This window comes from Bradyrhizobium sp. AUGA SZCCT0176 (genome assembly GCF_018130145.1).
Taxonomy (GTDB): Bacteria; Pseudomonadota; Alphaproteobacteria; order Rhizobiales; family Xanthobacteraceae; genus Bradyrhizobium.
Map to the genome: position 1 here is coordinate 574,518 of NZ_JAFCMB010000003.1, position 20,807 is coordinate 595,324.

Genomic DNA, 20,807 nt, shown 5'->3' on the forward strand with positions numbered 1-20,807 from the left:
CGCTACTCAGCAGGCCTCGGCGCCGCCTGCGGCGGCTTCGCTTCCGCCACCACTTCCCGGTCCCCCGCAAAGAACCTTTGCACCACGACGAAGAACACCGGCACCATCAACAGCGCCAGGATCACGACCGCGATCATACCGCCCATCACGCTGGTGCCGAGCGCCTGCTGGCTGGCGCCGCCGGCGCCGGTCGCGATCACCATCGGCAGCACGCCGCAAACGAAGGCAAGACCGGTCATCAGGATCGGGCGGAAACGCAAGGTACAGGCTTCGATCGTCGCTTCGACCAGCGGCTTGCCTTGCGCGCGCAGCTCCTTGGCAAACTCGATGATCAGAATGGCATCTTTCGCAGCCAGTCCGATGATGGTGATCAGGGCGACGGTGAAGTAAACGTCGTTCGGCAAGCCGCGCAACGACGCCGCCAGCACCGCGCCGCAGATCCCGAGCGGCACCGTCAACAGCACCGCGAGCGGAATGGTCCAGCTTTCATAGAGTGCGGCGAGACACAGGAACACCACCAGCGCCGACAGGCAGAGCAGGAACGGCGCCTGCGAGCCCGAGAGCTTTTCCTGCAGCGATTGTCCGGTCCACTCATAGCCGAAGCCGCGCGGCAGCTTGCCCGCGAGCCGCTCCATCTCGGCGATGGCATCGCCCGAGGTAAAGCCGGGCTTCGCTTCGCCGCTGATGCGCACCGCGGGATAGTAGTTGAAGCCGGCGATCTGCGTCGGCCCCTTCGACCATTCGACGGAGGCGAACGAGGACAGCGGCACCAGCTGGCCGCGGCTGTTCTTGACGTTGTAGTTCAGGATGTCGTCGGCATTCATGCGGCTGCCGCGGTCGGCCTGCACGATCACGCGCTGCATCCGGCCCCGGTTCGGGAAGTCGTTGATGTAGTTCGATCCGAGATTGGTCGAGATGGTGTTGTTGATGTCCTCGAAGGTGACGCCGAACGCACCGGCCTTTTCGCGGTCGATCATCAGATTGACCTGCGGCCCTGGCGGCAGGCCTTCGACATAGACCTTTTGCAGCACGCGGCTGGCATTGGCTTCCGCGATCAGCTGCTCGGCGGCGCTGACCAGTGCCGGATAACCCTTCTGGCCGCGGTCCTGCAGGCGGAACGAGAAGCCCGAGGAGTTGCCGAGATTGTCGATCGGCGGCGGCTGCAGCGCGGAAATCCGGGCGTCGCGGATCGACGACAGATCGCGGTTGATGTCGTTGACGATCGAGGCGGCCGAATCCTTCGGCCCGCGTTCCGACCAGTCTTTCAGCGTGATGAAGGCCTGCGCGGTGTTGATGCCCTGGCCGAGGAAGCTGAAGCCGGTGAGGAAGGTGACGTTCTCGACGCCGGAACGCTTCGCCAGATATTGCTCGACCTTCTCGACCGCCGCCTCGGTGCGGGCATAGGACGAGTCAGCCGGTGTCTGCACGTCGGTGGTGATGAAGCCCTGGTCGTCGACCGGGAGGAAGCCGCCGGGCAAGCGAATAAAGGCCCAGCTCAGCCCGACGATCAGCGCCGCATAGATCAGCATCAGGCGGCCGGTTCGCTTCAGCGAATGTCCGACGACGCGCGTATAACCGTCCTTGGTGCCGTCGAGCGCGCGGTTGAACCAGCCGAACACGCCCTTCCTGGCATGGCCATGGCCGGCCACGACCGGCTTCAGCAAGGTCGCGCACAGCGCCGGCGTCAGCGACATCGCCAGCAGCGCGGAGAACGCGATCGCCGCAACCATCGTTACCGAGAACTGCCGGTAGATGACGCCGACCGATCCCGGGAAGAACGCCATCGGCACGAACACCGCGATCAGCACCAGCGTAATGCCGATGATGGCGCCTGTGATCTGCGACATCGCCTTGCGGGTGGCCTCCTTCGGCGGCAGGCCCTCTTCGGCCATGATACGCTCGACGTTCTCGACCACCACGATGGCGTCGTCGACCAGAATGCCGACCGCCAGCACCATGCCGAACATCGTCAACATGTTGATGGAGTAGCCGGACGCAAGCAGGATCGCGCAGGTGCCGAGCAGCGCCACCGGCACCACGATGGTCGGAATGATGGTGTAGCGGATGTTCTGCAGGAACAGGAACATCACGATGAAGACCAGCACGATGGCTTCGACCAGCGTCATCAGCACCTTCTCGATCGAGGCTTTCACGACAGGTGTGATGTTGTAGGGAATCTCATAGGCGATGTTGGCCGGAAAGAAGCGCGACAGCTCCTTCATCTTGGCTTCGACCGCGCTTGCTGTCGCCAGCGCGTTGCCGGTCGGCGACATCAGCACCGACAGACCCGCCGTCGGTTTGCCGTTAAGCCGCGTGTTGAACTGATAGCTTAATCCGCCGATCTCGATCCGGGCCACGTCGCGCAAACGCACCGTCGAGCCGTCCGCATTGGCACGCAGGATGATCGCGCCGAATTCGTCCGGCGACGAGAGCTGTCCCTTGACCAGCACCAGCGCCGAAATCTTCTGGTCATCCGTGCTCGGCTCGGCGCCGATGCTGCCGGAGGCTACTTGCGCGTTCTGCGCCGTGATCGCCTTGTTGACGTCATCGGCGGTCAGCCCATAGCCGACCAGCTTGGCCGGATCGACCCAGATGCGCAGACTGCGTTCGGTGGAATAGAGCGTCGCGCGGCCGACGCCGGGAATGCGCCTGATTTCGCCGAGAACGCTGCGAATCATGAAGTCGCCGAGGCCGACCTCGTCGAGGCTGCCGTCGGTCGAGCGCAGCGTGATGATCTGCAGCACGGCGCTGGAAGCTTCCTCGATCAGGATGCCCTGCTGGATCACCGCGCGCGGCAGACGTGCCTCGACGCGCTTGATGCGATTCTGCACCTCCACCGACGCCGTCCCGGTGTCGGTGCCCGGCACGAAATTGGCGATGATCTCGACCTGGCCCAGCGAGTCGCTGGTGGACTCGAAGTTCAGGATGCCGTTGGCGCCGTTGAGCTCTTCCTCGATCAGCCGCGTGACGCTGTTGTAGAGGTTTTCCGGCGACGCGCCGGGATAGCTGGTCGATATCGAGATCGAGGGCGGCGCGATGATCGGATACTGCGCGATCGCCAGCAGCGGGATCGAGATCGCGCCGATCAGACAGATGAAAAGCGCGACGACCCAGGCGAAGATCGGCCTGTCGATGAAGAAACTCGGCATGGAATCTACCGTGTCGCTTGCGCGGACGGCCTGGCACCGGCGAAATCGGCGGACGCGTCGGCCTCGGTCAGCAGCTGCGGCCGGACCTTATCGCCGGCGGCAAACTTCTGGAAGCCCTCGACGATGACCCTGTCACCGGCCTTCAGGCCCTCGGTGACGAACCACTGGCCGCCCTGCAACGAGCCGGTGCGTACCGGCTGGACGGCGACGAGGTTGTCGCTCTTGACCACGAACACTTCGCTGCCACCGCCGCCATTGCGCTGGATCGCCTGCTGCGGCACCGCGATGGCGTCGGTATCGATGCCCTGCTCGATCAGCACGCGGACATACATGCCCGGCAGCAATTCGCGCCTCGGATTGGGGAACTCGCCGCGCAACGTCACCTGCCCGGTATGGGCATCGACCTTGGCCTCCGAGAACAGCAATCTGCCGGCAATCGGATAAACCGAGCCGTCGTCCAGCACCAGGCGAACCTTCATGGCGTCAGGCGCGATACGGTCGAGATCGCCGCTCTCCACCGCCCGGCGCAGCTGATTGAGCTCGTTCACCGATTGGGTGAAATCGGCATAGATCGGATCGAGTTGCTGGATGGTCGCAAGGCTCGTGCTTTCGTTCTGCACGACGAGCGCGCCTTCGCTCACCAGCGCGGCGCCGACGACGCCGTCGATCGGAGCGCGGATGGTGGCATAATCAAGATTGAGCTTGGCGCGGGCGACGTCGGCCTTGCGGCCCTCGACGTCCGCAGCCGCCTGACGCTCGGCCGAAATGGCCTTTTCATTCTCGGCTTCGGGGGCTGCGCGCTGGCTGGTCAGCGTGGCGATACGGCGCGCATGCGATGCGGCCTGATCGAACGTTGCGCTGGCGCGCGCCAGCGCGGCTTCGGTCGACTGCACCTCGACCTCGAACGGCCGCGGATCGATCCTGTAGAGGGCGTCGCCGGCCTTGACCTCGCTGCCCTGGTGGAACAGGCGCTCGACCACGATGCCGGACACGCGCGGGCGCACTTCAGAAACGCGGGTCGGCGCGATACGCCCCGGCAATTCGCGGATGATCGCACGCGACTGCGGCCTCACGGTAACAACACTGACGTCTGGCTCGGAAGAAGGCTGCACAGCAGCCGTTGCAGCGGTTGGCTCTTTGCATCCAGCCAACAGCGGCGCCATCGCAAGGAGCATCAGAGCGATGCATGATTGCGCACGAATTCCAGACATCGAAAATATCGCCCCTTTAGTCGAGTTGAAGCGCAAACAACTGTTTGCGCGATACTGTCGCGAAGACATCGCGTTCTTGTTGAGACAAGGATAGGGTGAGTTTGCTGCGATGCAATGCGCATGCGCGGCGGCCCAATGTCACACGACGCTATCGCACTGAACAAACGGCGATTTTGGCGACTCACCGGATTGTGACAACGTCACGCTTCAGCGCGTCGGAATGGAACGCAACAAGTGTGAGCGGGAACCAGAGCTCAAAACGCGGCATCCCGCGAATTTGCGGAAAACTGGCGCGAATCACCTGCTGCCCGTTAACGAACCGCCTTCATCCGGTAGTGGCTGATGCCCCATTCGCTGCCGTCGGCGTAACCGAACAGGCCTGACGTCGCGAGAAAGAACCAGCGCCAGCGCCGCATCCACAACGCGGTCTCGCCGCCATAGACGGGACGCAACACCGCTTCGATCTCCTCGCGGTGCAGATCGAAATTGGCCAGCCAATCCTGCGCGGTGCGGTGATAATGCAGCCCGCTCCAGCGCCATTCCTTTTCGATTTCGAGCAGATCGGAATATTGCCGGATCAGATGGTGGCTCGGCATCATGCCGCCGGTGAAGAAATGCTGCGCGACCCAGTCCTCGCCATCGGCGCGGTCGAACAGATAGGCGCCCGAGCGATGGGTGAAGATGTGCATGAAGAAGCGGCCGTCGGGCTTCAGCCAGGAACGGATCCGCGACATCAATTCGCGCCAGTTCAACAGGTGCTCGAACATCTCGACGGAAACGATGCGGTCGAACTGCATCTGCGGGTCGAACAGATTCATCTCCGAGGTAACCACACGCAGATTCTTCAATCCGCGCTTGCCGGCTTCGCCCTCGATGAATTGGCGCTGCGAGGCGGAATTCGATACTGCCGTCACTTCCGAATGCGGGAACTGCCGCGCCATCCACAGCGACAGCGAACCCCAGCCGCAGCCGAATTCGAGAATCGATTGGCCGTCGGCGATATCGGCATGCCCGACGGTCTGACGCAGCGCCTCCTCTTCGGCCTCCTGCAATGTCGTGGCCGGCTCCCGGTAGAAGCACGAGGAATATTTGCGGTGTGGCCCGAGGACAAGCGCGAAGAACGCCGACGGCACCTCGTGATGCTGCGCGGTGGCCTCGTCGCTGTATTCGGCGATGGCGCGCGCGGCCATCTCGTCGGCAAACCAGGCGTCGCTTTCGGCGTTGCCGATGGCGAGCCTTGTTGCGGTGCGCGAACACAGCCGGTGGATCGCGGCGCGGATGATCACGTCAGGCAGCGGCACCCGCTCAGCGGTGCCGATGATCGTGGAAACGAAGCTCATGTGACCACTCCCTTTCTTGAGCACGATCCTTTTTAGAAAACCGGCCTCCACTTTCGGGAATCATCTTGCGGCGACAGCGAGAAGAACGGACGGACACGCAACTGACAGTCGCGATAGCGGTCATCGCGCCGGCGCAGCAGCTGCGGCTCCCGCGACGGAATGCCGGTTACGCGGGCCAAACCGGGCGAAACGGTCCAGATTGTATCCACCCAGCCGGCGTTGCCGGTGCGTGGCTGCACCATCCAGGTGCCCGCCATCCGGACCGAGAGCAAAACGGCCATCGCCGCCAGCGCTTCGAGATACAGGGCCGTCATGAAAAATCCCGGTTGGACAAAGAACGTTTCCAAAATACGCTCAAGTCAAAGCCCAGTTTCGGCGTGAAGTTCCCCGTCGTCTGCCTGAAACAGCGCTTTTCCGATCTTTTTTCTCAGCCGCGCTGTGCCATATTGGCCCCCCAAACGCGGCTTTTCGCAACGGAAGACCCCCGCAATGCCCCAAGGCCCCTCCGCCCGCTCCGAAATGGAGATCGAGCTCACCAAATTGTCGTCGCCACAGATTTTTCTGGTGCGGATGCTGGTGTTCCTGGTGCTGTGCGGCCTGGTCATGACCGTGCTCTACAAGCAGATCGTCACCGCGTTCTTCGCCAATCCCGGCCTCAACGCCCTGATCGGCGCGGTGCTTCTGATCGGCATCATCCTTTCGTTCCGGCAGGTGATCCGGCTCTACCCGGAAGTCTCCTGGGTCAACAACTTCCGCATCGCCGACCCCGGCCTCGCCATCGACCGCCGCCCGACGCTTCTGGCGCCGATGGCGGCAATCCTCGGCGGCGAGCGCACCGGGCGGATGTCGATCTCGCAGCAGACCATGCGGCATTTGCTGGATTCGATCGCAACAAGGCTGGACGAAGCCCGCGACATCTCCCGCTACATGACGGGCCTGCTGGTCTTTCTCGGCCTGCTCGGCACCTTCTGGGGCCTGATCGAAACCGTAGGCTCCGTCGGCCAGGTGATCGAGGGGCTGAAGGTCGGTGGTGATTCGGGCTCGCTGTTCGATACCCTGAAGGAGGGTCTGGCGGCGCCGCTCAAGGGCATGGGCATCTCGTTTTCATCCTCGCTGTTCGGCCTCGCCGGATCGCTGATCCTGGGTTTCCTCGACCTGCAATCGAGCCAGGCGCAGAACCGCTTCTATACCGACCTGGAAGACTGGCTCGCCTCGACCGTGCGCGAATATTCAGGCGACGGCACCACCGGCGTTTCCGGCGAGCTGCAGCACGCGATGGAGCGGCTGCGCGCGGTGGTCGAGGAAGGCGGCAGCAGCCGCAGCACCACGGCGGCGATGGCCAACCTCGCCGAAGCCATTCAGGGCCTGGTCGCGCATATGCGCACCGAGCAGCAGATGATCCGCGAATGGGCCGACGGCCAGGGCGAACAGAACCGCGAGATCAAGAAGCTGCTCGAGCGGATCGCGCGCCAACCCGAGAAAAGCTGAGGTATTTAGCCGATGGCCCTCGCGCGTGCACGCCGCAACGAATCGGGAATGAACTACTGGCCGGGCTTCGTCGACGCGCTGTCGACGCTGGTGCTGTCGATCGTGTTCCTGCTCTCGGTGTTTCTCGTCGTGCAGTTCTTCCTGTCGCAGGAAGTCACCGGCAAGGACAAGGCGCTGGAGGCGCTCAACGCCAAGATCGCGCAGTTGAACGACCTGCTGTCGCTGGAAAAACTCACCGGATTGAACCTTAGCGACCAGCTCTCGCAGGCGCGCGCCGGATTGACATCGGTGGAAGCGGAGCGCGATCGCATCAAGGGCCTTTATGAGGGGCTCGCCGGCGCCGGCAACGACGCCCAGGGCCGCGCCAACGAACTCAACAAGGCGCTGGATTCCGAGAAGGCGGTGACGTCGCGCGCGCTGGCGCAGATCGAGGTGCTGAACCAGCAGATCAGCGCGCTGCGCCGGCAGCTCGCCGCGCTTGAAGAAGCGCTCGACGCCTCCGAAAAACGCGACAAGGAATCGCAGGGCCGCATTGCCGATCTCGGCCAACGGCTCAACGTGGCGCTGGCGCAGCGGGTGCAGGAGCTGACGCGTTACCGTTCCGAGTTCTTCGGGCGGCTGCGTGCGATTCTCGGCAATCGGCCGGATGTCCGGATCGTCGGCGATCGCTTCGTGTTCCAATCCGAAGTGTTCTTCGACACCGGACAGGCCTTGCTGCTGCCCGAAGGCCGCTCCGAGCTCGACAAGCTTGCATCCGCGCTGGTCGATCTCGACAAGCAGATCCCGAGCGAAATCGCCTGGGTGCTGCGGGTCGACGGCCACACCGACGTGCGGCCGATCATGAACAGCCCGGTGTTCAAGTCGAACTGGGAACTATCGTCGGCGCGTGCGATCTCGGTGGTGCAATATCTGGTCTCGCTCGGCGTCCCCGCGCAGCGGCTCGTCGCCGCAGGCTTTGCCGAATTCCAGCCGCTCGACACGGCGCCGACCGAGGAAGCCTACAAACGCAACCGCCGCATCGAGCTGAAGCTGACAGAACGGTAGTCGCGGCAGCCAATCCCGTCATTGCGAGGAGCGCAGCGACGAAGCAATCCATTCTTTCCTTCCGTGGTGAGATGGATTGCTTCGCTGCACTCGCAATGACGGAGTGTAGAGCGCGCTCACCTTAACGGAAGTCAAATCCCTTCGAACTGCAGCCGCGCCAGCCTTGCATACAGCCCGTTCGCGGCAACCAGCTCGGCATGCGTGCCCTGTTCGACGATGCGGCCCTGGTCCATCACCATGATGCGGTCGCAGGACAGAACGGTCGCGAGCCGGTGCGCGATCACGAGCGTGGTGCGGTGGCGCATCAATTCTTCCAACGCGGTCTGCACCAGGGTCTCGCTTTCGGCATCGAGCGCGGAGGTTGCTTCATCGAGCAGCAACAGCGGGGCGTCGCGCAGGATGGCTCGGGCAATGGCGATGCGCTGGCGCTGGCCACCCGACAGCGTCACGCCGCGCTCGCCAAGCTGCGCCTCGAAACCCTCAGGCAGGCGGCGAATGAATTCGGTGGCATGCGCCTGATCGGCCGCGCGTTCGACCTCGGCATCGCTGGCATCAGGCCGGCCGAAGCGGATGTTTTCACGGGCGCTTGCCGCGAACACCACCGAGTCCTGCGGCACCAGCGCGATGCGCGCGCGCACTTCGCGTGGATCGGCCGATTTGATCGGCACGGCGTCGACCGAAATCGTTCCGCTGGCGGGATCGTAGAACCGCAGCAGCAGATGAAACAGCGTGCTCTTGCCGGCGCCTGACGGGCCGACGATCGCGACCTTCTCTCCGGCCCGTACCGACAGCGAGACGCTGTCGATCGCCCGTACATCCGGGCGCGTTGGGTAGTTGAAGCTGACATTTTCAAAACTGACATCGCCGCGCGCCGGCGACGGCAGGGCGACCGGCGAGGCCGGCGCCGTAATCTGCGGCTTGACGCGCAGGATCTCGAACAACCGTTCGGCGGCGCCCGAGGCGGCCGAGACTTCACCCCACACCTCGCTGAGCTGGCCGAGGCCCGTCGCAGCGAACGCCGCATACAGCACGAACTGGCCGAGCCGGCCGGGGCTGATCGAACCGGTCAGCACGTCGTGCGAGCCGACCCACAGGATCACCACGACGCTGGAAAACACGATGAAGATGATGATCAAGGTCAGCACCGCGCGCGCCCGCGTCGAACTGCGCGCGGCTTCATAGGCTTGTTCGACCTCGCGGCCGAAGCGCGTCGCGGCCAGCCGCTCGCTGGTATAGGCCTGCACGGTTCGGATAGCGCCGACCAGCTCAGAGGCATAGGCGCTGGCGTCGGCCAGCGTGTCCTGCGCGTTGCGCGACAGCCGCCGCACCCAGCGTCCGAACGCGACCAGCGGAATCACGATCACCGGAATTGCCAGCAGCACGAACAGCGAAAGCTTCGGGCTCGTGATCACCATCATGGTGGTGGCGCCGATGAACAGCATCAGATTGCGCAGCGCGATCGACACCGACGCGCCCACCGCCGACTTGATCTGGGTGGTGTCAGCCGTGAGCCGCGACACCAGTTCGCCGCTGCGGGCGGAATCGAAGAAGGAAGGCGACAGCGAGATCAGATGCGCGAACACGTCGCGCCGCAGGTCCGCAACGATGCGCTCGCCGATCGTCATGACCAGATAGAACCGCGATGCGCTGGCGCAGGCCAGCACCGCAACGACCGCGATCATCACGCTGAAGTAGCTGTTGATCATCGCGATGCCTTCGGGGCTGAAGCCGAAGTCGATCATGCGCCGCACCGCGATCGGCACCACCAGGGTCGTCACCGCCGCGACGGTCAGCGAGATAAACGCCAGTATCGCCCGCCCGCGATAGCGCGCGACGTAGGGCGCCAGCGCCAGCAGGGGGCGCAGCTTCGCGCCGGTTTTGGCCGGCGACTGCGTGAGCTGGGTTTCGATGAAGGCCTCTTCCTCGAGCAGCGCGTCGCGCCGCGGCGGCACGCCGCCGGGTGGGTCTTCAAGCTGTTCGGCTGCGCTCATGAAAAGGGACCAGTTTCGATGCCCCCAGATAGGCCCCGGGAGCGGCGCTGGCAAATCCGGCAGATCGGCCAATCAGACGGCCCTGGCAGCTTGTTTTGGCGGCCTTGTTGCGTTATAGACCCGCCCAAATCCCGTACCCCTGACATTTCGAGACGGGCGCAGGCGCGCCGAAGGATATGCCATGAAAGCCGAAATTCACCCGAATTATCATACGATTACGGTCGTTATGACCGACGGTACGGAGTATCAGACCCGTTCCACCTGGGGCAAGGAAGGCGACAAGCTGAACCTCGACATCGACTCCAAGTCGCATCCCGCCTGGACCGGCGGCACCCAGCAGATGCTCGACCGCGGCGGCCGCGTGTCGCGCTTCCAGAAGAAGTTTTCGGGCTTCCTCAAGAAGGACTGAGGGTTTTTCGACCCCTCGCCAATCGGCCCAGGAATGCAAAACGCCCCGGTTTCCCGGGGCGTTTTTTTATGGACCAAGACTTTTTATGGACCAAGACGGTGGCGGAATTACCGCTCGAAGGCCGCCTTCAGGCGATTGAGCTGCGGCACCAGCGGATTGCCGATCGGGGCGCGTTCGGCCGCCGGCGCATGGATCGAAGTGTCGAGTCGACGCACCCGCGACTGCAGGTTCATCGAGCGCTCGATCAGGTGCTGCAATTGCTGCGGCAGTTTGGCGATCATGTCTTCGGGACCGGGATCGGCGGCGGAGAGCTTGACCTTGGTCTTTTCGCGGTTGGCCTGGGTCAGCGTCATCTCGCCTTCCTTGACCGCGCGATGCAGCAGCAGCCAGGAGGCGAGCTGCATCAGGCGGGTGGTCAGCCGCATGCTTTCGGTCGCATAGGTTAGACTGACGGAGCGTTCGAGCGCCTTGGCCTCGGCGCGGCCGTCACCATCGAGATAGGCGGCGGTCTCCTCGACCAGATCCATGCCCTCGCGGAACAAGGTTCCGAATGCCGCCGAATTAGTCAGCCGCTCGCTGAATTGAACGAGCGCGGATTCGCTGTGCAGCCGGTCCGCCATAGTTAACGCCCTCACGCCACTGATACGCTGCCGGCTTTTCAAACCGCCGACTTATGATGAACAAATCATTGCGCTTGCGAGGGCGAGAGTCCAGCCGCAACCGGAAATATGGTTTCCAGCCTGCGGAGACAAAAAAGAGCCGCCGTTTCCGGCGGCTTTTGAAGTTGATAACAGGGAGGCGTCAAACAGAGTGGACAGGAGCCACTCGGTGTCCAAACGAGGACGACGCCAGTCATAAACCAGAAAGCTTAATTGATCGTAAACGAGCGATTTTCTTCAGGCTTTGTTTGCCATGTCGGCCATTGGCCCAGTTTGGGACTTGCAGCATTCCTTGCACCATTCAACGCGAGACGCTGCCCGAATTAGGCCATTGGCCACTTATTGTTCATCGCAGGTAAACCCCGGCGGGAACCGCTTCATATAGGTCTGGTCGCAGCTTCGGTCGCACTGGCGCTTTTGCTGCCGGGCGAGGACCGGACACGATTTGTTGGATGGCAATTCGGCGCACGCGGCGAGATTTTTTTGGAACGGCTTCTTGCAGCGCTGCGCCTTGCATTCGCCCGAGGTCATGTCGATCCCGACACAGCTCGCCGGGGTCCGCGCATCGGCCGGCGCACTCAGTCCGGCAAGCACAATACCCAAGACGACCGCGCCCATGACGACCGCGCCAACGAGACGCCTTCCGCGCATTCCCATTCCGGCCCTCGGCTACGACTTGAAAAAACTGTTCGCCGCATCCTTGGACGCGCGCTTCTTGGCCATCGCCGCCTGCAGCCGTTCGATCTCGGAATTCATCAGCGCGATGCGCTCGGTCAATTCCTCGACCGACAGCAGCGACAGGTCTTGCCCGATCTCGTGGGTGATTTTCTTCCTCGGCTTGTCGTCATCCTCGATGGCCATGCGTTTCCTCCGTGCTTGGCGATCCCTTGAGGCGGTTGCCAGCCGCATGACGGCTGGCTAATCAAGGGCCGCCTTCAAAATTCCCGTATTTCGCAAGGACAAATCATGGAAAAGCTGCCCGCGCAAATGACCGTCGTCGGCATCAGCAAGCCCGGCGGCCCCGAAGTGCTGTTGCCGGAAACCCGCAGCGTTCCCGTTCCCGGCCCCGGCGAAATCCTGGTCAAGGTCGCCGCCGCCGGCGTCAACCGTCCCGATGTTGCGCAGCGATCCGGCGCCTACCCGCCGCCGCCCGGCGCCAGCGACCTGCCAGGCCTCGAAATTGCGGGCGAAGTGGTTGCGCTCGGCGCCGGTGCGAGCAAGCACAAGCTCGGCGACAAGGTGATGTCGCTGGTGGCCGGTGGCGGCTACGCGCAATATTGCATCGCGCAAGACGCGCAGGCGATGAGCGTGCCGCCTGTCCTGTCGATGCAGGAAGCCGGTGCTATTCCGGAAACGCTGATGACGGTCTGGCACAATGTGTTCGAGCGCGGCGCGCTGAAGCCCGGCGAAACGCTGCTGATCCATGGCGGCTCGTCCGGCATCGGCACCATGGCGATCCAGCTCGCCAAGGCCTTTGGTTCCAAGGTGATCGTCACCGTCGGCGGCCAGGACAAGGTCGATGCGTGCCTGAAGCTCGGCGCCGACCGCGCCATCAACTACAAGACCGAGGACTTCGTCGCCGAGGTCAAGACCGCGACCGATGGCGCGGGCGCCAACGTCATTCTCGACATGGTGGCCGGCGACTACGTCGATCGCAACTATGATGCCGCCGCGGTCGATGGCCGTATCGTGCAGATCGCAACACTCAATGGACCCAAGGTTACCGTCAACATCGCCAAGGTCATGGTGAAGCGGCTGACCCACACCGGTTCCACCCTGCGTCCCCGTACTAATGCGGATAAGGCGGCGATGGTCGCGGCGATCGAGGCCAAAGTGATGCCCTTGATGCGCGAAGGGCGGGTAAAGCCGCTGATGGACAGCGCATTCCCGCTGGAAAAGGCGGCTGATGCGCACCGGCGGATGGAGACCAGCGCACATATTGGCAAAATTGTGTTGGAGGTTTAACGCTCCGGACCGAAGCGAAGGCGGAAACCCTTTGATTTCCTTCGCTTTCATGTCATTTATCGCGGCAACGTTTGGGCTGTTCGCTGGCCCGGGAACATCGTTGATCGCGGAGTACTGAAATTGCGTCTGATCAGGTGCCTTGCGCGGCTCGCGCTGGGCCTCATGATTGTTGCGTATGCGCTTCCGGCGCACGCCATCGACGCCGTCAGCGTCCGCAGTGACGCGCCTGCCATCGACCTCACCGCAGTGCTCGACCATCAGCGCAGCGATGCCGACCGTATCCAGGTTTCGACCGCGCCCGGCACCGACGGCATCGTCCGCCGCATCGAGGTGCGCGCCCGTGAAGGCGGCCAGAACTGGGTGGTGTTCGCGCTCGCCAACAACACCGACGACCAGCTCGACCGCCTGATCGTTGCCCCGCACTACCGCATCGTGTCGTCGGGCCTGTTGTGGCCCGATCTCGGATTGTCGCGCATCGCCACCATCACGCCCTCGACCGGCGACCGGCCCGAGCGCCAGGAAAGCGCCACCGCCGACATCTTCCGCATCACGCTCGATCCCGGCGCCGTCGTCACCTTCGTCGCGGAACTGCGCACCGATAAGCTGCCGCAGCTCTATCTGTGGGAACCGGACGCCTACAAGGACAAGGTCAACTCGTTCACGCTCTACCAGGGCATCGTGATCGGCATCTCCGGCCTTCTGGCCCTCGTGCTCACCATTCTGTTCGTGGTCAAGGGCAGCATCATGTTCCCGGCCGCCGCCGCGCTGGCCTGGGCGGTGCTGGTCTATATCGGCGTCGATTTCGGCTTCTGGGGCAAGGTTCTGGACATGCAGAACAACGCCGAGCGCGTCTGGCGCGCGGCGGGTGAAGCCATTCTGGCGGCGACGCTGCTGGTGTTCCTGTTCGCCTATCTCAATCTCAGCCGCTGGCATGTGCGCTATTCCCACATCACCGTCGGCTGGCTGACCTTCCTCGGATCCTTGGTGGCGCTGGCGCTGTTCGATCCCGCGGTGGCTTCCGGCATCGCGCGGATGTCGCTGGTCATGATCGCCTTCGCCGGTTTTGCCCTCATCGTCTATCTCTCCACGCACGGCTTCGACCGCGCGGTGCTGTTGATCCCGACCTGGTTCCTGCTGGTGGTCTGGGTGGTCGCGGCCGGCATGGCGGTGGCCGGAAACGTCACCAACGACATCGTCGGCCCGGCGCTGCTCGGCGGCCTCGTGCTGATCGTGATGCTGATCGGATTTACGGTCATGCAGCACGCCTTCGCCGGCGGCGGCGCCACCACCGGCGTGGTCTCCGACGTCGAGCGCCGCGCGCTGGCGCTGACCGGTTCCGGCGACCTGATCTGGGACTGGGACGTCTCCGCCGACAAGGTGTTCACCAGCCCGGAGACCGAAAGCCTGCTCGGCCTCAAACGCGGCACGCTGGAAGGCCCGGCCGCCAAATGGCTCGAGGTGCTGCATCCGCTCGACCAGGACCGTTTCCGCGCCGCCCTCGACAGCGTGCTCGACCAGCGCCGCGGCCGGCTGGTGCAGGATTTCCGCCTTCGTACCCCGGACGGCCACTTCATGTGGTTCGCGCTCAAGGCACGCCCGGTGGTCGGCTCCGACGGCGAAGTTTCCCGAGTTGTCGGCACCCTGACCGACGTCACCGAGCAGAAGAACGCCGAGGAGCGCATGCTGCATGACAGCGTGCACGACAACCTCACCGGCCTGCCGAACCGCAAATTGTTCATCGACCGCCTCGGCGCGGTGGCGAATTTCGCCAAGACCATGCCGAACCTGCGGCCGACGCTGATGGTGATCGACCTCGACCGCTTCAAGCAGGTCAATGATTCCGTCGGCATTGCGGTCGGCGACTCCATCCTGCTGACGCTGGCGCGGCGGCTGACCCGGATCCTTAAACCCCAGGACACGCTGGCGCGGCTCGCCGGTGACCAGTTCGGCCTGATCCTGATGTCGGAACAGGATTCGGCGCGCATCACCGCGTTTGCCGAAACCATCCGCAAGACCATCCGCGCCCCGATCGCCTTCAACGACCGCGAGATCTTCCTGACCGCTTCGATCGGGCTCGCATTGAGCGATCCGCAGACGCAGCTGTCCGACGAGATCATCAAGGATGCCGAGCTTGCGATGTATCATTCCAAGCGCATCGGCGGCGACCGCATCGACGTCTACAAGCCGGCAATGCGCGCCCGCAAGACCGACCGGCTGACGCTGGAAAGCGAATTGCGCCGCGCCATCGAGCGGCAGGAAATCACGATCCTCTACCAGCCGATCGTGCGGCTGGAGGATCGCTCGATCGCCGGCTTCGAGGCGCTCGCGCGCTGGGATCATCCCAAGCTCGGGCGGATGTCGCCGTCGGAATTCATCTCGATTGCAGAGGAGATCGGCCTGATCGTCGACCTCGGCATGTTCGTGATGGACCAGACGGCCAAGCAGCTTGCGGTGTGGCAGCGCGCGATGCGCTCGCGCGAGCCGATCTTCGCCAGCGTCAACGTCTCCTCGCGTCAGTTGCTGCGCCACGACCTGATCCACGATATCAGAACCGTGCTGTCGCGCTCCTCGGTGGCGCGCGGCACGCTGAAGCTCGAATTGACCGAGTCGCTGGTCATGGAGAACCCGGAACACGCGGCGCAGATGCTGACGCGGATCCGCGAACTCGGCACCGGCCTCTCGCTGGACGATTTCGGCACCGGCCATTCCTCGCTGGCCTATCTGCAGCGCTTCCCGTTCGACACCATCAAGATCGACCAGTCGTTCGTGCGCACCACCAGCCGCGGCACCCGCCCGGTGATCCTGAAATCGATCATCGCGCTCGCCCACGACCTCGGCATGGACGTGGTCGCCGAGGGCGCCGAGACCGATTCGGACGCAGTCGAGCTCTATCAATTGGGCTGCGAATACGCGCAAGGTTTTGCCTTTGGCGAACCGATGGACGCGGATGCAGCGATGCGGCTGCTGACCGAAGAGCGGCTCGAAGCGGCGAGCTAGTTTTCGCACAACTCCGTCCGTCGTCCCGGCGAACTCAGATGCGCAATTGCGCATCGGGGGACCCATACGCTGCGGCAGTTATTGTTTGCAGAAGGTCTCTAACGCCAGCGCTCCAACCGATGGGCCGCGGCGTATGGGTCCCGGCTCAAGGCCGGGACGACGGCGGTGTTTGTTGCTGCACCATGGCCCAAACGCAGCTTCGCGATCTCGCGACGCATTGCGCCCGAGCTTTGCTGGAAACTTCCCGCCCTCTCAAATGAGAGGGCGCAGGGAAGACCGGGTGCGCGCTGCACCCGCGGTCCCGTGTGCGGTTTGCACTAAAAAAGCTGCACACGAGCATACAGGGCAGCGGAGAACACCCGGCCTTCCCTGCGCAATGGCTTTACGGCTTATGCCGTGATCTCCCCGGAGACGAGTTCTTGGTTGACTCCGTCGCTGCCGTTCAGCTCTCGCCTACCCGACAGCTTGACACCTGCAACGGGTGCCAGGACCACACGGTTTTGCCGTACGCCCATCCACGCCATCGTCTCAGCGTAAACAAGCGTCCACCGCAACCCGTCCAACGTCCGTGACGACGGCCGACGCCCTCTGAGTGGGACGGGATGGCTATTATGTAACCCGCTTTTCAATTCCGTAAAACAGAAATATTTTTTATTCTGGCGAATTCCGTAAATCCGAACTGATTTGCCCGTCGGGTTGTTTTGTCGCACCCCGTTCAGATTGCATGACGCCGGGTCGGCGGCCGACGTGAGGCATCTTCTGCCAGCCAGCGTGCGCGGCGCCCCCATGTCGAAAAAGCGACGCCATCCACTCGTGGTCGCGCTTGCGTCGTTAGACTTCATCGGTAACGATCCACGAAACTGTCTTGAAGTCATTTTGTCGCCAGCTCGAAATCTGCCCAACACGATTTCCTGGTAACCTGTGCATCAGCCGTTCCTCCAAAGTTCGACGGCATGACTGTTTCACAGGTGCACCATGCGCGACGAATTTGCCTCATACGCGTTTCTTGCTGTGACCGCTGCAGGTATCGTCCTGCTGTGCTCAGGCCTTATGGCTTTGATGCTCACTTAGCGAACTGCAGTTGGCAGCTTCTTGGCTGCCTTCTCGAGCTTGTTCCGCGGTGCGCAAAGCAAACGATGTCCGATCAACGGAGTAAAGCAGACCTCACGGTCACAAACACTGCTGTCCGCAAATGACCCCAACCGGACATTATCTCCATCGACCGGGCGTTTATTTGACCCATCGAGCGATCTGCACATTCACTGACAAACCAGTACGGGAGTTTTCGCGAGCGTCAGCACCTTGTTTGTCACACTGCCGATTAGAAGCATGGAAAGTCCGCTGCGCCCATGCGATGACATAACAATGAGATCGCAGCCCTTGCCCTCGGCTGCTGCGTTGATGGCTTGATGGGGGTACCCGTTCTCCACTTGAACCGTCTCGCAGGAAACACCAGCCTCCTTGGCCGCCTTTGCCGCGCGATCCAATACGCTCGTGGCCTGTTCCTTGCGCAGCTCAGCATATCTTTCGATTGCTTCAAGGTACCGCCCTGTCATTTCTGAAAAAGGTTCAACAACGAAGATTACAGACACCCTGGCTCCAAGGGATTTCGCCAGCGCCAACCCATGCGTCACCCCATGCTCCGCTAGCTCCGACCCATCTGTCGGAATGAGAATATGCCGATACATGCTTCACCTCCTGCTGGTCTGGACGTATCGCTGCCTTCCGAATGTAAGCTGGGCCCGCGTTTCGGATACAGTCTTGAGTTAAATCAATCCATCGGCCCATCGTGTCGCGACCCGGATGTCCGCTGTCCCTCAGCGGCGACTTTTCGAGCTGGGAAAGACCCGTCTCGCTTTCCCAGTTGTCAAGAAGCGCGTGCCCCACAAGCCGCGGGTCTCCAGCCGTTGGCACAAACTGCACATGCCATCGGTCGACGGTTGGGCTGGGTCGTGTTGGGGCCGATGCCCATCGTGTTAACCGCAATCGCGGTCCTCATCTGATGGACTACCACATTACTAAGCCAGCGTGAGAAGCGCCTCTTGCGGCGTCTAGCCCGAGGCTACTCTGATCACGCCATTGCCCATCAGATCGCGGGAGAGACGACCAGGTCGGCGAACAGCGGAAGCGCCTGTTGAAGAAACTGCAAATCAGTTCGCCGTCCGAGATCGCAGAAGCCGCCGCGCGGTGGGCGTTCTGGTCATCCTACAAATCGACGACGGCCGCTGACGAGTTAGCTCCGCCCAAGCGTAAGTGGGACGGCGGCGACAAACCGCCATCCTGAACTTCGGCCGCTTAATACTGGTACTGCTGCGGACAGATATACTGACCGTAATTGTCGTAATAGCAGCCGTAGTTGTTGCCGTAGTAGCCATAGGCACCATACGCAGCGGCTGCGCCCACTGCGGCAGCACCGTAGCCCCAACCCGGTCGATAGTAGCCGCCACCATAACCGGGGCGACCGGCTATCGGGCGACCTGCTATCGGATGTGAGGGTCGAACACCTCCCGCATGGCGATAGCCTCCGCCATGAATCCTTCCAGCGCCGCCATGAAAACCGCCTCCACCGCCATGAAAACCGCCTGCACCGCCACGGAAGCCGCCGCCTCCGCCGCGGCGCGCATACGCATCATCGGGGATGAGAGTTGCAGTGAGCAGAACAAATGCCGCTAGACCGGCGAGAATGTATCTGAGCATCGTGCTCCTCCCGACCTTGGAGTTCGTGAGGGAGGAGACTGCTGCGCCTCCTACGGGCGACGTTGACCTAGATCAACGTCTACCCGAGAACCCGGACGCTCACTGAAATGGCGACCTGAACAACTCGCCCTGGCGCGCCGTGCCTTGGAGCCTTGGTCTCGATCCCACAATCAAGGAAAAAGGCCGAAGTCGGTAGGAAGTCCACGGCCGCTCCGGCACATCCCCGTACCACAGCGAGCATGCCAATGTGGGTCCTGATGTACGTCTTCTCCTACTCAGTCAGCCCGGCCGCCACCAACGACAGGGCGGAATGGAGGCTCCTTCCGACCGTAGTGTTTCAGGAGTTCTCGAACGAAGAACGCTGCAGGGCGGCAAAGTCCGCGCTGGACGCAAGTTTAAGGGACGCCGGAGTCAAGTTGCGAGGTGGCCTAGAAGACTTGAAGACCATAGGCAAGCTGACCCGGCGCAGATTATCATTGCCTACAATGTGGAATGCCTTCCGAAATGAATGCGCAGCCACCGCCGGTCTTGTCACCCCCGATGATACCGTCGCAACGCCGGATGATCTGGCAAAACCAGTCTTCGACGACCGCGGTTGTAATGTCCGGTTGTGGCACTTTTCGGACCTAGCGCAGCGAATCGGCGATGTCCGCTGATCGGGGGAAAGCGGAAGTTCGCGGCGCGCTGCCAGGGTGACGCGATTGACCCAAAGCCGCCGTTAACGAAAGAGAGGAGCGTGTCCGCTCGGCCTAATTTTTATGTTGCCGAACAAGAGTTCGGCGTTAACCACCGCTAACGGTTCCAGTCTGGGCGAAATCGCTTGGAAGTTTCTTAAATTTTTCTGGGTACCTCTTCCGGGCATAGTGACCTGGGGAAAGATATGAGTAAGCGGGCCAAACGTGGAAAGGCGGAGACATTCGCACTACCAATGGTCGGGAGAGTTGCAATTGGCGCCGTGGCGGTCGCCGCATTGGGGTACAGTTTGCTGTCTCGCCCGACGAGCGTGCAACCGATACGAAAGCCGTCCGCGCACCAAGCCATGGCGTCGTCAACTCCGGTTTACGTGTCAGCTCCAGTTCATGCACCAGCGTCAGCTCCGGCTCCGATTTCGGCTCCGCCGCCTCAATTCGAAACACCAAAAGCCGCTGACGTTCCCGGAGCATTTGTTCGGCAGGTGGTTGACTACGCCAGCCACCAGACGCCGGGCACCGTGATCATCGATACCAAAAACACATTCCTTTATTTCGTTCTGAACGACGCGCAAGCGATGCGCTACGGAATCGGTGTTGGCCGCGAAGGTTTCACGTGGTTCGGTGAACAGGCGGTGGCCCGTAAGACAGAATGGCCGGATTGGCGTCCGCCTGCAGACATGCTTGTGCGTCAGCCTTATCTGCCGCGATTCATGGCAGGCGGTCCCGGCAACCCGCTCGGCGCGCGGGCGATGTATCTAGGCGAGACGGAATATAGAATTCACGGTACCAACAAGCCCGATACGATCGGGAAGCGGGTTTCGTCCGGCTGTATCCGGCTGACCAATGAGGACGTCGTGGACCTCTATGAGCGGGTGAAAGTGGGAACGAAAGTGATCGTGCTTCCGGCAACCGCTGCCCGTCGACCATCCCAGGGAGCGCCACCCGACGCCGCTTTCCGATCGCCGGACCCGGTGTTGCCGTCGAACCGGCCCTCGGCAACCAACGCGCAGATGCTGTCATCTGGACCGAAGATCGCCGAGGTCCAGTAATTCAGTCCTCCGCCCTCGGTCTGCAACATTCGGGTCGCCGCTTTTAAGTCAGCTTCTGGCACTTTTCGCACCTCGCGCAGTTTCCCGGTCGAGTTCGTCATGGGCACCAGAGCGGA

At 62.6% G+C, this 20,807-nt stretch carries 16 protein-coding genes; 6 read left to right on the forward strand and 10 right to left on the reverse strand.

Going from position 1 to position 20,807, the window contains the following annotated elements; all coding sequences use genetic code 11:
- Positions 1-2: 2 nt before the first annotated feature.
- The 4 genes from JQ600_RS10955 to JQ600_RS10970 form a co-directional block, all read right to left on the reverse strand.
- Entirely contained in the window at positions 3-3,149 is a 3,147-nt protein-coding gene (locus JQ600_RS10955) for a multidrug efflux RND transporter permease subunit (RefSeq protein WP_212391540.1), read from the reverse strand.
- A gap of 5 nt (positions 3,150-3,154) precedes the next feature.
- Complete coding sequence (locus JQ600_RS10960; RefSeq protein ID WP_212265538.1) at positions 3,155-4,360, reverse strand: efflux RND transporter periplasmic adaptor subunit; 1,206 nt, start codon at positions 4,358-4,360, stop codon at positions 3,155-3,157.
- Between the two features lie 311 nt (positions 4,361-4,671).
- Positions 4,672-5,700, reverse strand: a complete 1,029-nt coding sequence (locus JQ600_RS10965) for a cyclopropane-fatty-acyl-phospholipid synthase family protein (RefSeq protein WP_212265537.1) — start codon at positions 5,698-5,700, stop codon at positions 4,672-4,674.
- A gap of 32 nt (positions 5,701-5,732) precedes the next feature.
- Positions 5,733-6,047, reverse strand: coding sequence for a hypothetical protein (locus JQ600_RS10970; protein ID WP_212489900.1), 315 nt, complete (start codon positions 6,045-6,047; stop codon positions 5,733-5,735).
- A 142-nt stretch (positions 6,048-6,189) separates the two neighbouring features.
- Between JQ600_RS10970 and JQ600_RS10975 the strand changes: the two genes are divergently transcribed.
- Positions 6,190-7,188: a flagellar motor protein MotA gene (locus tag JQ600_RS10975; protein ID WP_212213250.1), complete on the forward strand. Its 999-nt coding sequence runs from the start codon at positions 6,190-6,192 to the stop codon at positions 7,186-7,188.
- 12 nt (positions 7,189-7,200) lie between these two features.
- Positions 7,201-8,232: a peptidoglycan -binding protein gene (locus JQ600_RS10980; protein WP_212265535.1), complete on the forward strand. Its 1,032-nt coding sequence runs from the start codon at positions 7,201-7,203 to the stop codon at positions 8,230-8,232.
- Positions 8,233-8,363: 131 nt separating this feature from the next.
- Here JQ600_RS10980 and JQ600_RS10985 read toward each other — a convergent pair whose 3' ends face one another.
- A complete protein-coding gene (locus tag JQ600_RS10985; protein ID WP_212391536.1) occupies positions 8,364-10,223 on the reverse strand; it encodes an ABC transporter ATP-binding protein/permease in 1,860 nt (619 codons plus the stop codon).
- A gap of 181 nt (positions 10,224-10,404) precedes the next feature.
- Here JQ600_RS10985 and rpmE point away from each other — a divergent pair, with 181 nt between their 5' ends.
- Entirely contained in the window at positions 10,405-10,632 is a 228-nt protein-coding gene (gene rpmE / locus JQ600_RS10990; protein WP_192736886.1) for a 50S ribosomal protein L31, read from the forward strand.
- Between the two features lie 107 nt (positions 10,633-10,739).
- Here rpmE and JQ600_RS10995 read toward each other — a convergent pair whose 3' ends face one another.
- The 3 genes from JQ600_RS10995 to JQ600_RS11005 all read right to left on the reverse strand — a co-directional run bounded on the left by JQ600_RS10995 (position 10,740) and on the right by JQ600_RS11005 (position 12,152).
- Positions 10,740-11,252, reverse strand: coding sequence for a DUF1465 family protein (locus JQ600_RS10995; protein ID WP_212265533.1), 513 nt, complete (start codon positions 11,250-11,252; stop codon positions 10,740-10,742).
- Between the two features lie 378 nt (positions 11,253-11,630).
- On the reverse strand, positions 11,631-11,909 hold the full coding sequence (locus JQ600_RS11000) for a hypothetical protein (RefSeq protein WP_212391534.1): 279 nt from the start codon (positions 11,907-11,909) through the stop codon (positions 11,631-11,633).
- Positions 11,910-11,960: 51 nt separating this feature from the next.
- Entirely contained in the window at positions 11,961-12,152 is a 192-nt protein-coding gene (locus JQ600_RS11005) for a DUF1192 domain-containing protein (RefSeq protein WP_192736889.1), read from the reverse strand.
- Between the two features lie 105 nt (positions 12,153-12,257).
- Between JQ600_RS11005 and JQ600_RS11010 the strand changes: the two genes are divergently transcribed.
- Positions 12,258-13,256, forward strand: a complete 999-nt coding sequence (locus tag JQ600_RS11010) for an NAD(P)H-quinone oxidoreductase (protein ID WP_212265531.1) — start codon at positions 12,258-12,260, stop codon at positions 13,254-13,256.
- A 120-nt stretch (positions 13,257-13,376) separates the two neighbouring features.
- Positions 13,377-16,253 carry an EAL domain-containing protein gene (locus JQ600_RS11015; RefSeq protein ID WP_192736891.1) on the forward strand — a complete coding sequence of 959 codons (2,877 nt, stop codon included), beginning with the start codon at positions 13,377-13,379 and terminating at the stop codon, positions 16,251-16,253.
- Between the two features lie 1,259 nt (positions 16,254-17,512).
- Here JQ600_RS11015 and JQ600_RS11020 read toward each other — a convergent pair.
- Both JQ600_RS11020 and JQ600_RS11025 read right to left on the reverse strand, forming a co-directional pair.
- A complete protein-coding gene (locus tag JQ600_RS11020; protein WP_212265530.1) occupies positions 17,513-17,941 on the reverse strand; it encodes a universal stress protein in 429 nt (142 codons plus the stop codon).
- A 607-nt stretch (positions 17,942-18,548) separates the two neighbouring features.
- On the reverse strand, positions 18,549-18,950 hold the full coding sequence (locus JQ600_RS11025; protein WP_212391978.1) for a hypothetical protein: 402 nt from the start codon (positions 18,948-18,950) through the stop codon (positions 18,549-18,551).
- Positions 18,951-19,830: 880 nt separating this feature from the next.
- Between JQ600_RS11025 and JQ600_RS11030 the strand changes: the two genes are divergently transcribed.
- Positions 19,831-20,691, forward strand: a complete 861-nt coding sequence (locus JQ600_RS11030; protein ID WP_212391977.1) for a L,D-transpeptidase — start codon at positions 19,831-19,833, stop codon at positions 20,689-20,691.
- Positions 20,692-20,807 lie beyond the last annotated feature (116 nt).

Coding starts and splice junctions, on each gene's coding strand:
- JQ600_RS10955 (WP_212391540.1), bottom strand. CDS start 3,149: ATGCCGAGTTTCTTCATCGACAGGCCGATCTTCGCCTGGGTCGTCGCG.
- JQ600_RS10960 (WP_212265538.1), bottom strand. CDS start 4,360: ATGTCTGGAATTCGTGCGCAATCATGCATCGCTCTGATGCTCCTTGCG.
- JQ600_RS10965 (WP_212265537.1), bottom strand. CDS start 5,700: ATGAGCTTCGTTTCCACGATCATCGGCACCGCTGAGCGGGTGCCGCTG.
- JQ600_RS10975 (WP_212213250.1), top strand. CDS start 6,190: ATGCCCCAAGGCCCCTCCGCCCGCTCCGAAATGGAGATCGAGCTCACC.
- JQ600_RS10980 (WP_212265535.1), top strand. CDS start 7,201: ATGGCCCTCGCGCGTGCACGCCGCAACGAATCGGGAATGAACTACTGG.
- JQ600_RS10985 (WP_212391536.1), bottom strand. CDS start 10,223: ATGAGCGCAGCCGAACAGCTTGAAGACCCACCCGGCGGCGTGCCGCCG.
- rpmE (WP_192736886.1), top strand. CDS start 10,405: ATGAAAGCCGAAATTCACCCGAATTATCATACGATTACGGTCGTTATG.
- JQ600_RS10995 (WP_212265533.1), bottom strand. CDS start 11,252: ATGGCGGACCGGCTGCACAGCGAATCCGCGCTCGTTCAATTCAGCGAG.
- JQ600_RS11000 (WP_212391534.1), bottom strand. CDS start 11,909: ATGGGCGCGGTCGTCTTGGGTATTGTGCTTGCCGGACTGAGTGCGCCG.
- JQ600_RS11005 (WP_192736889.1), bottom strand. CDS start 12,152: ATGGCCATCGAGGATGACGACAAGCCGAGGAAGAAAATCACCCACGAG.
- JQ600_RS11010 (WP_212265531.1), top strand. CDS start 12,258: ATGGAAAAGCTGCCCGCGCAAATGACCGTCGTCGGCATCAGCAAGCCC.
- JQ600_RS11020 (WP_212265530.1), bottom strand. CDS start 17,941: ATGTATCGGCATATTCTCATTCCGACAGATGGGTCGGAGCTAGCGGAG.
- JQ600_RS11025 (WP_212391978.1), bottom strand. CDS start 18,950: ATGCTCAGATACATTCTCGCCGGTCTAGCGGCATTTGTTCTGCTCACT.
- JQ600_RS11030 (WP_212391977.1), top strand. CDS start 19,831: ATGAGTAAGCGGGCCAAACGTGGAAAGGCGGAGACATTCGCACTACCA.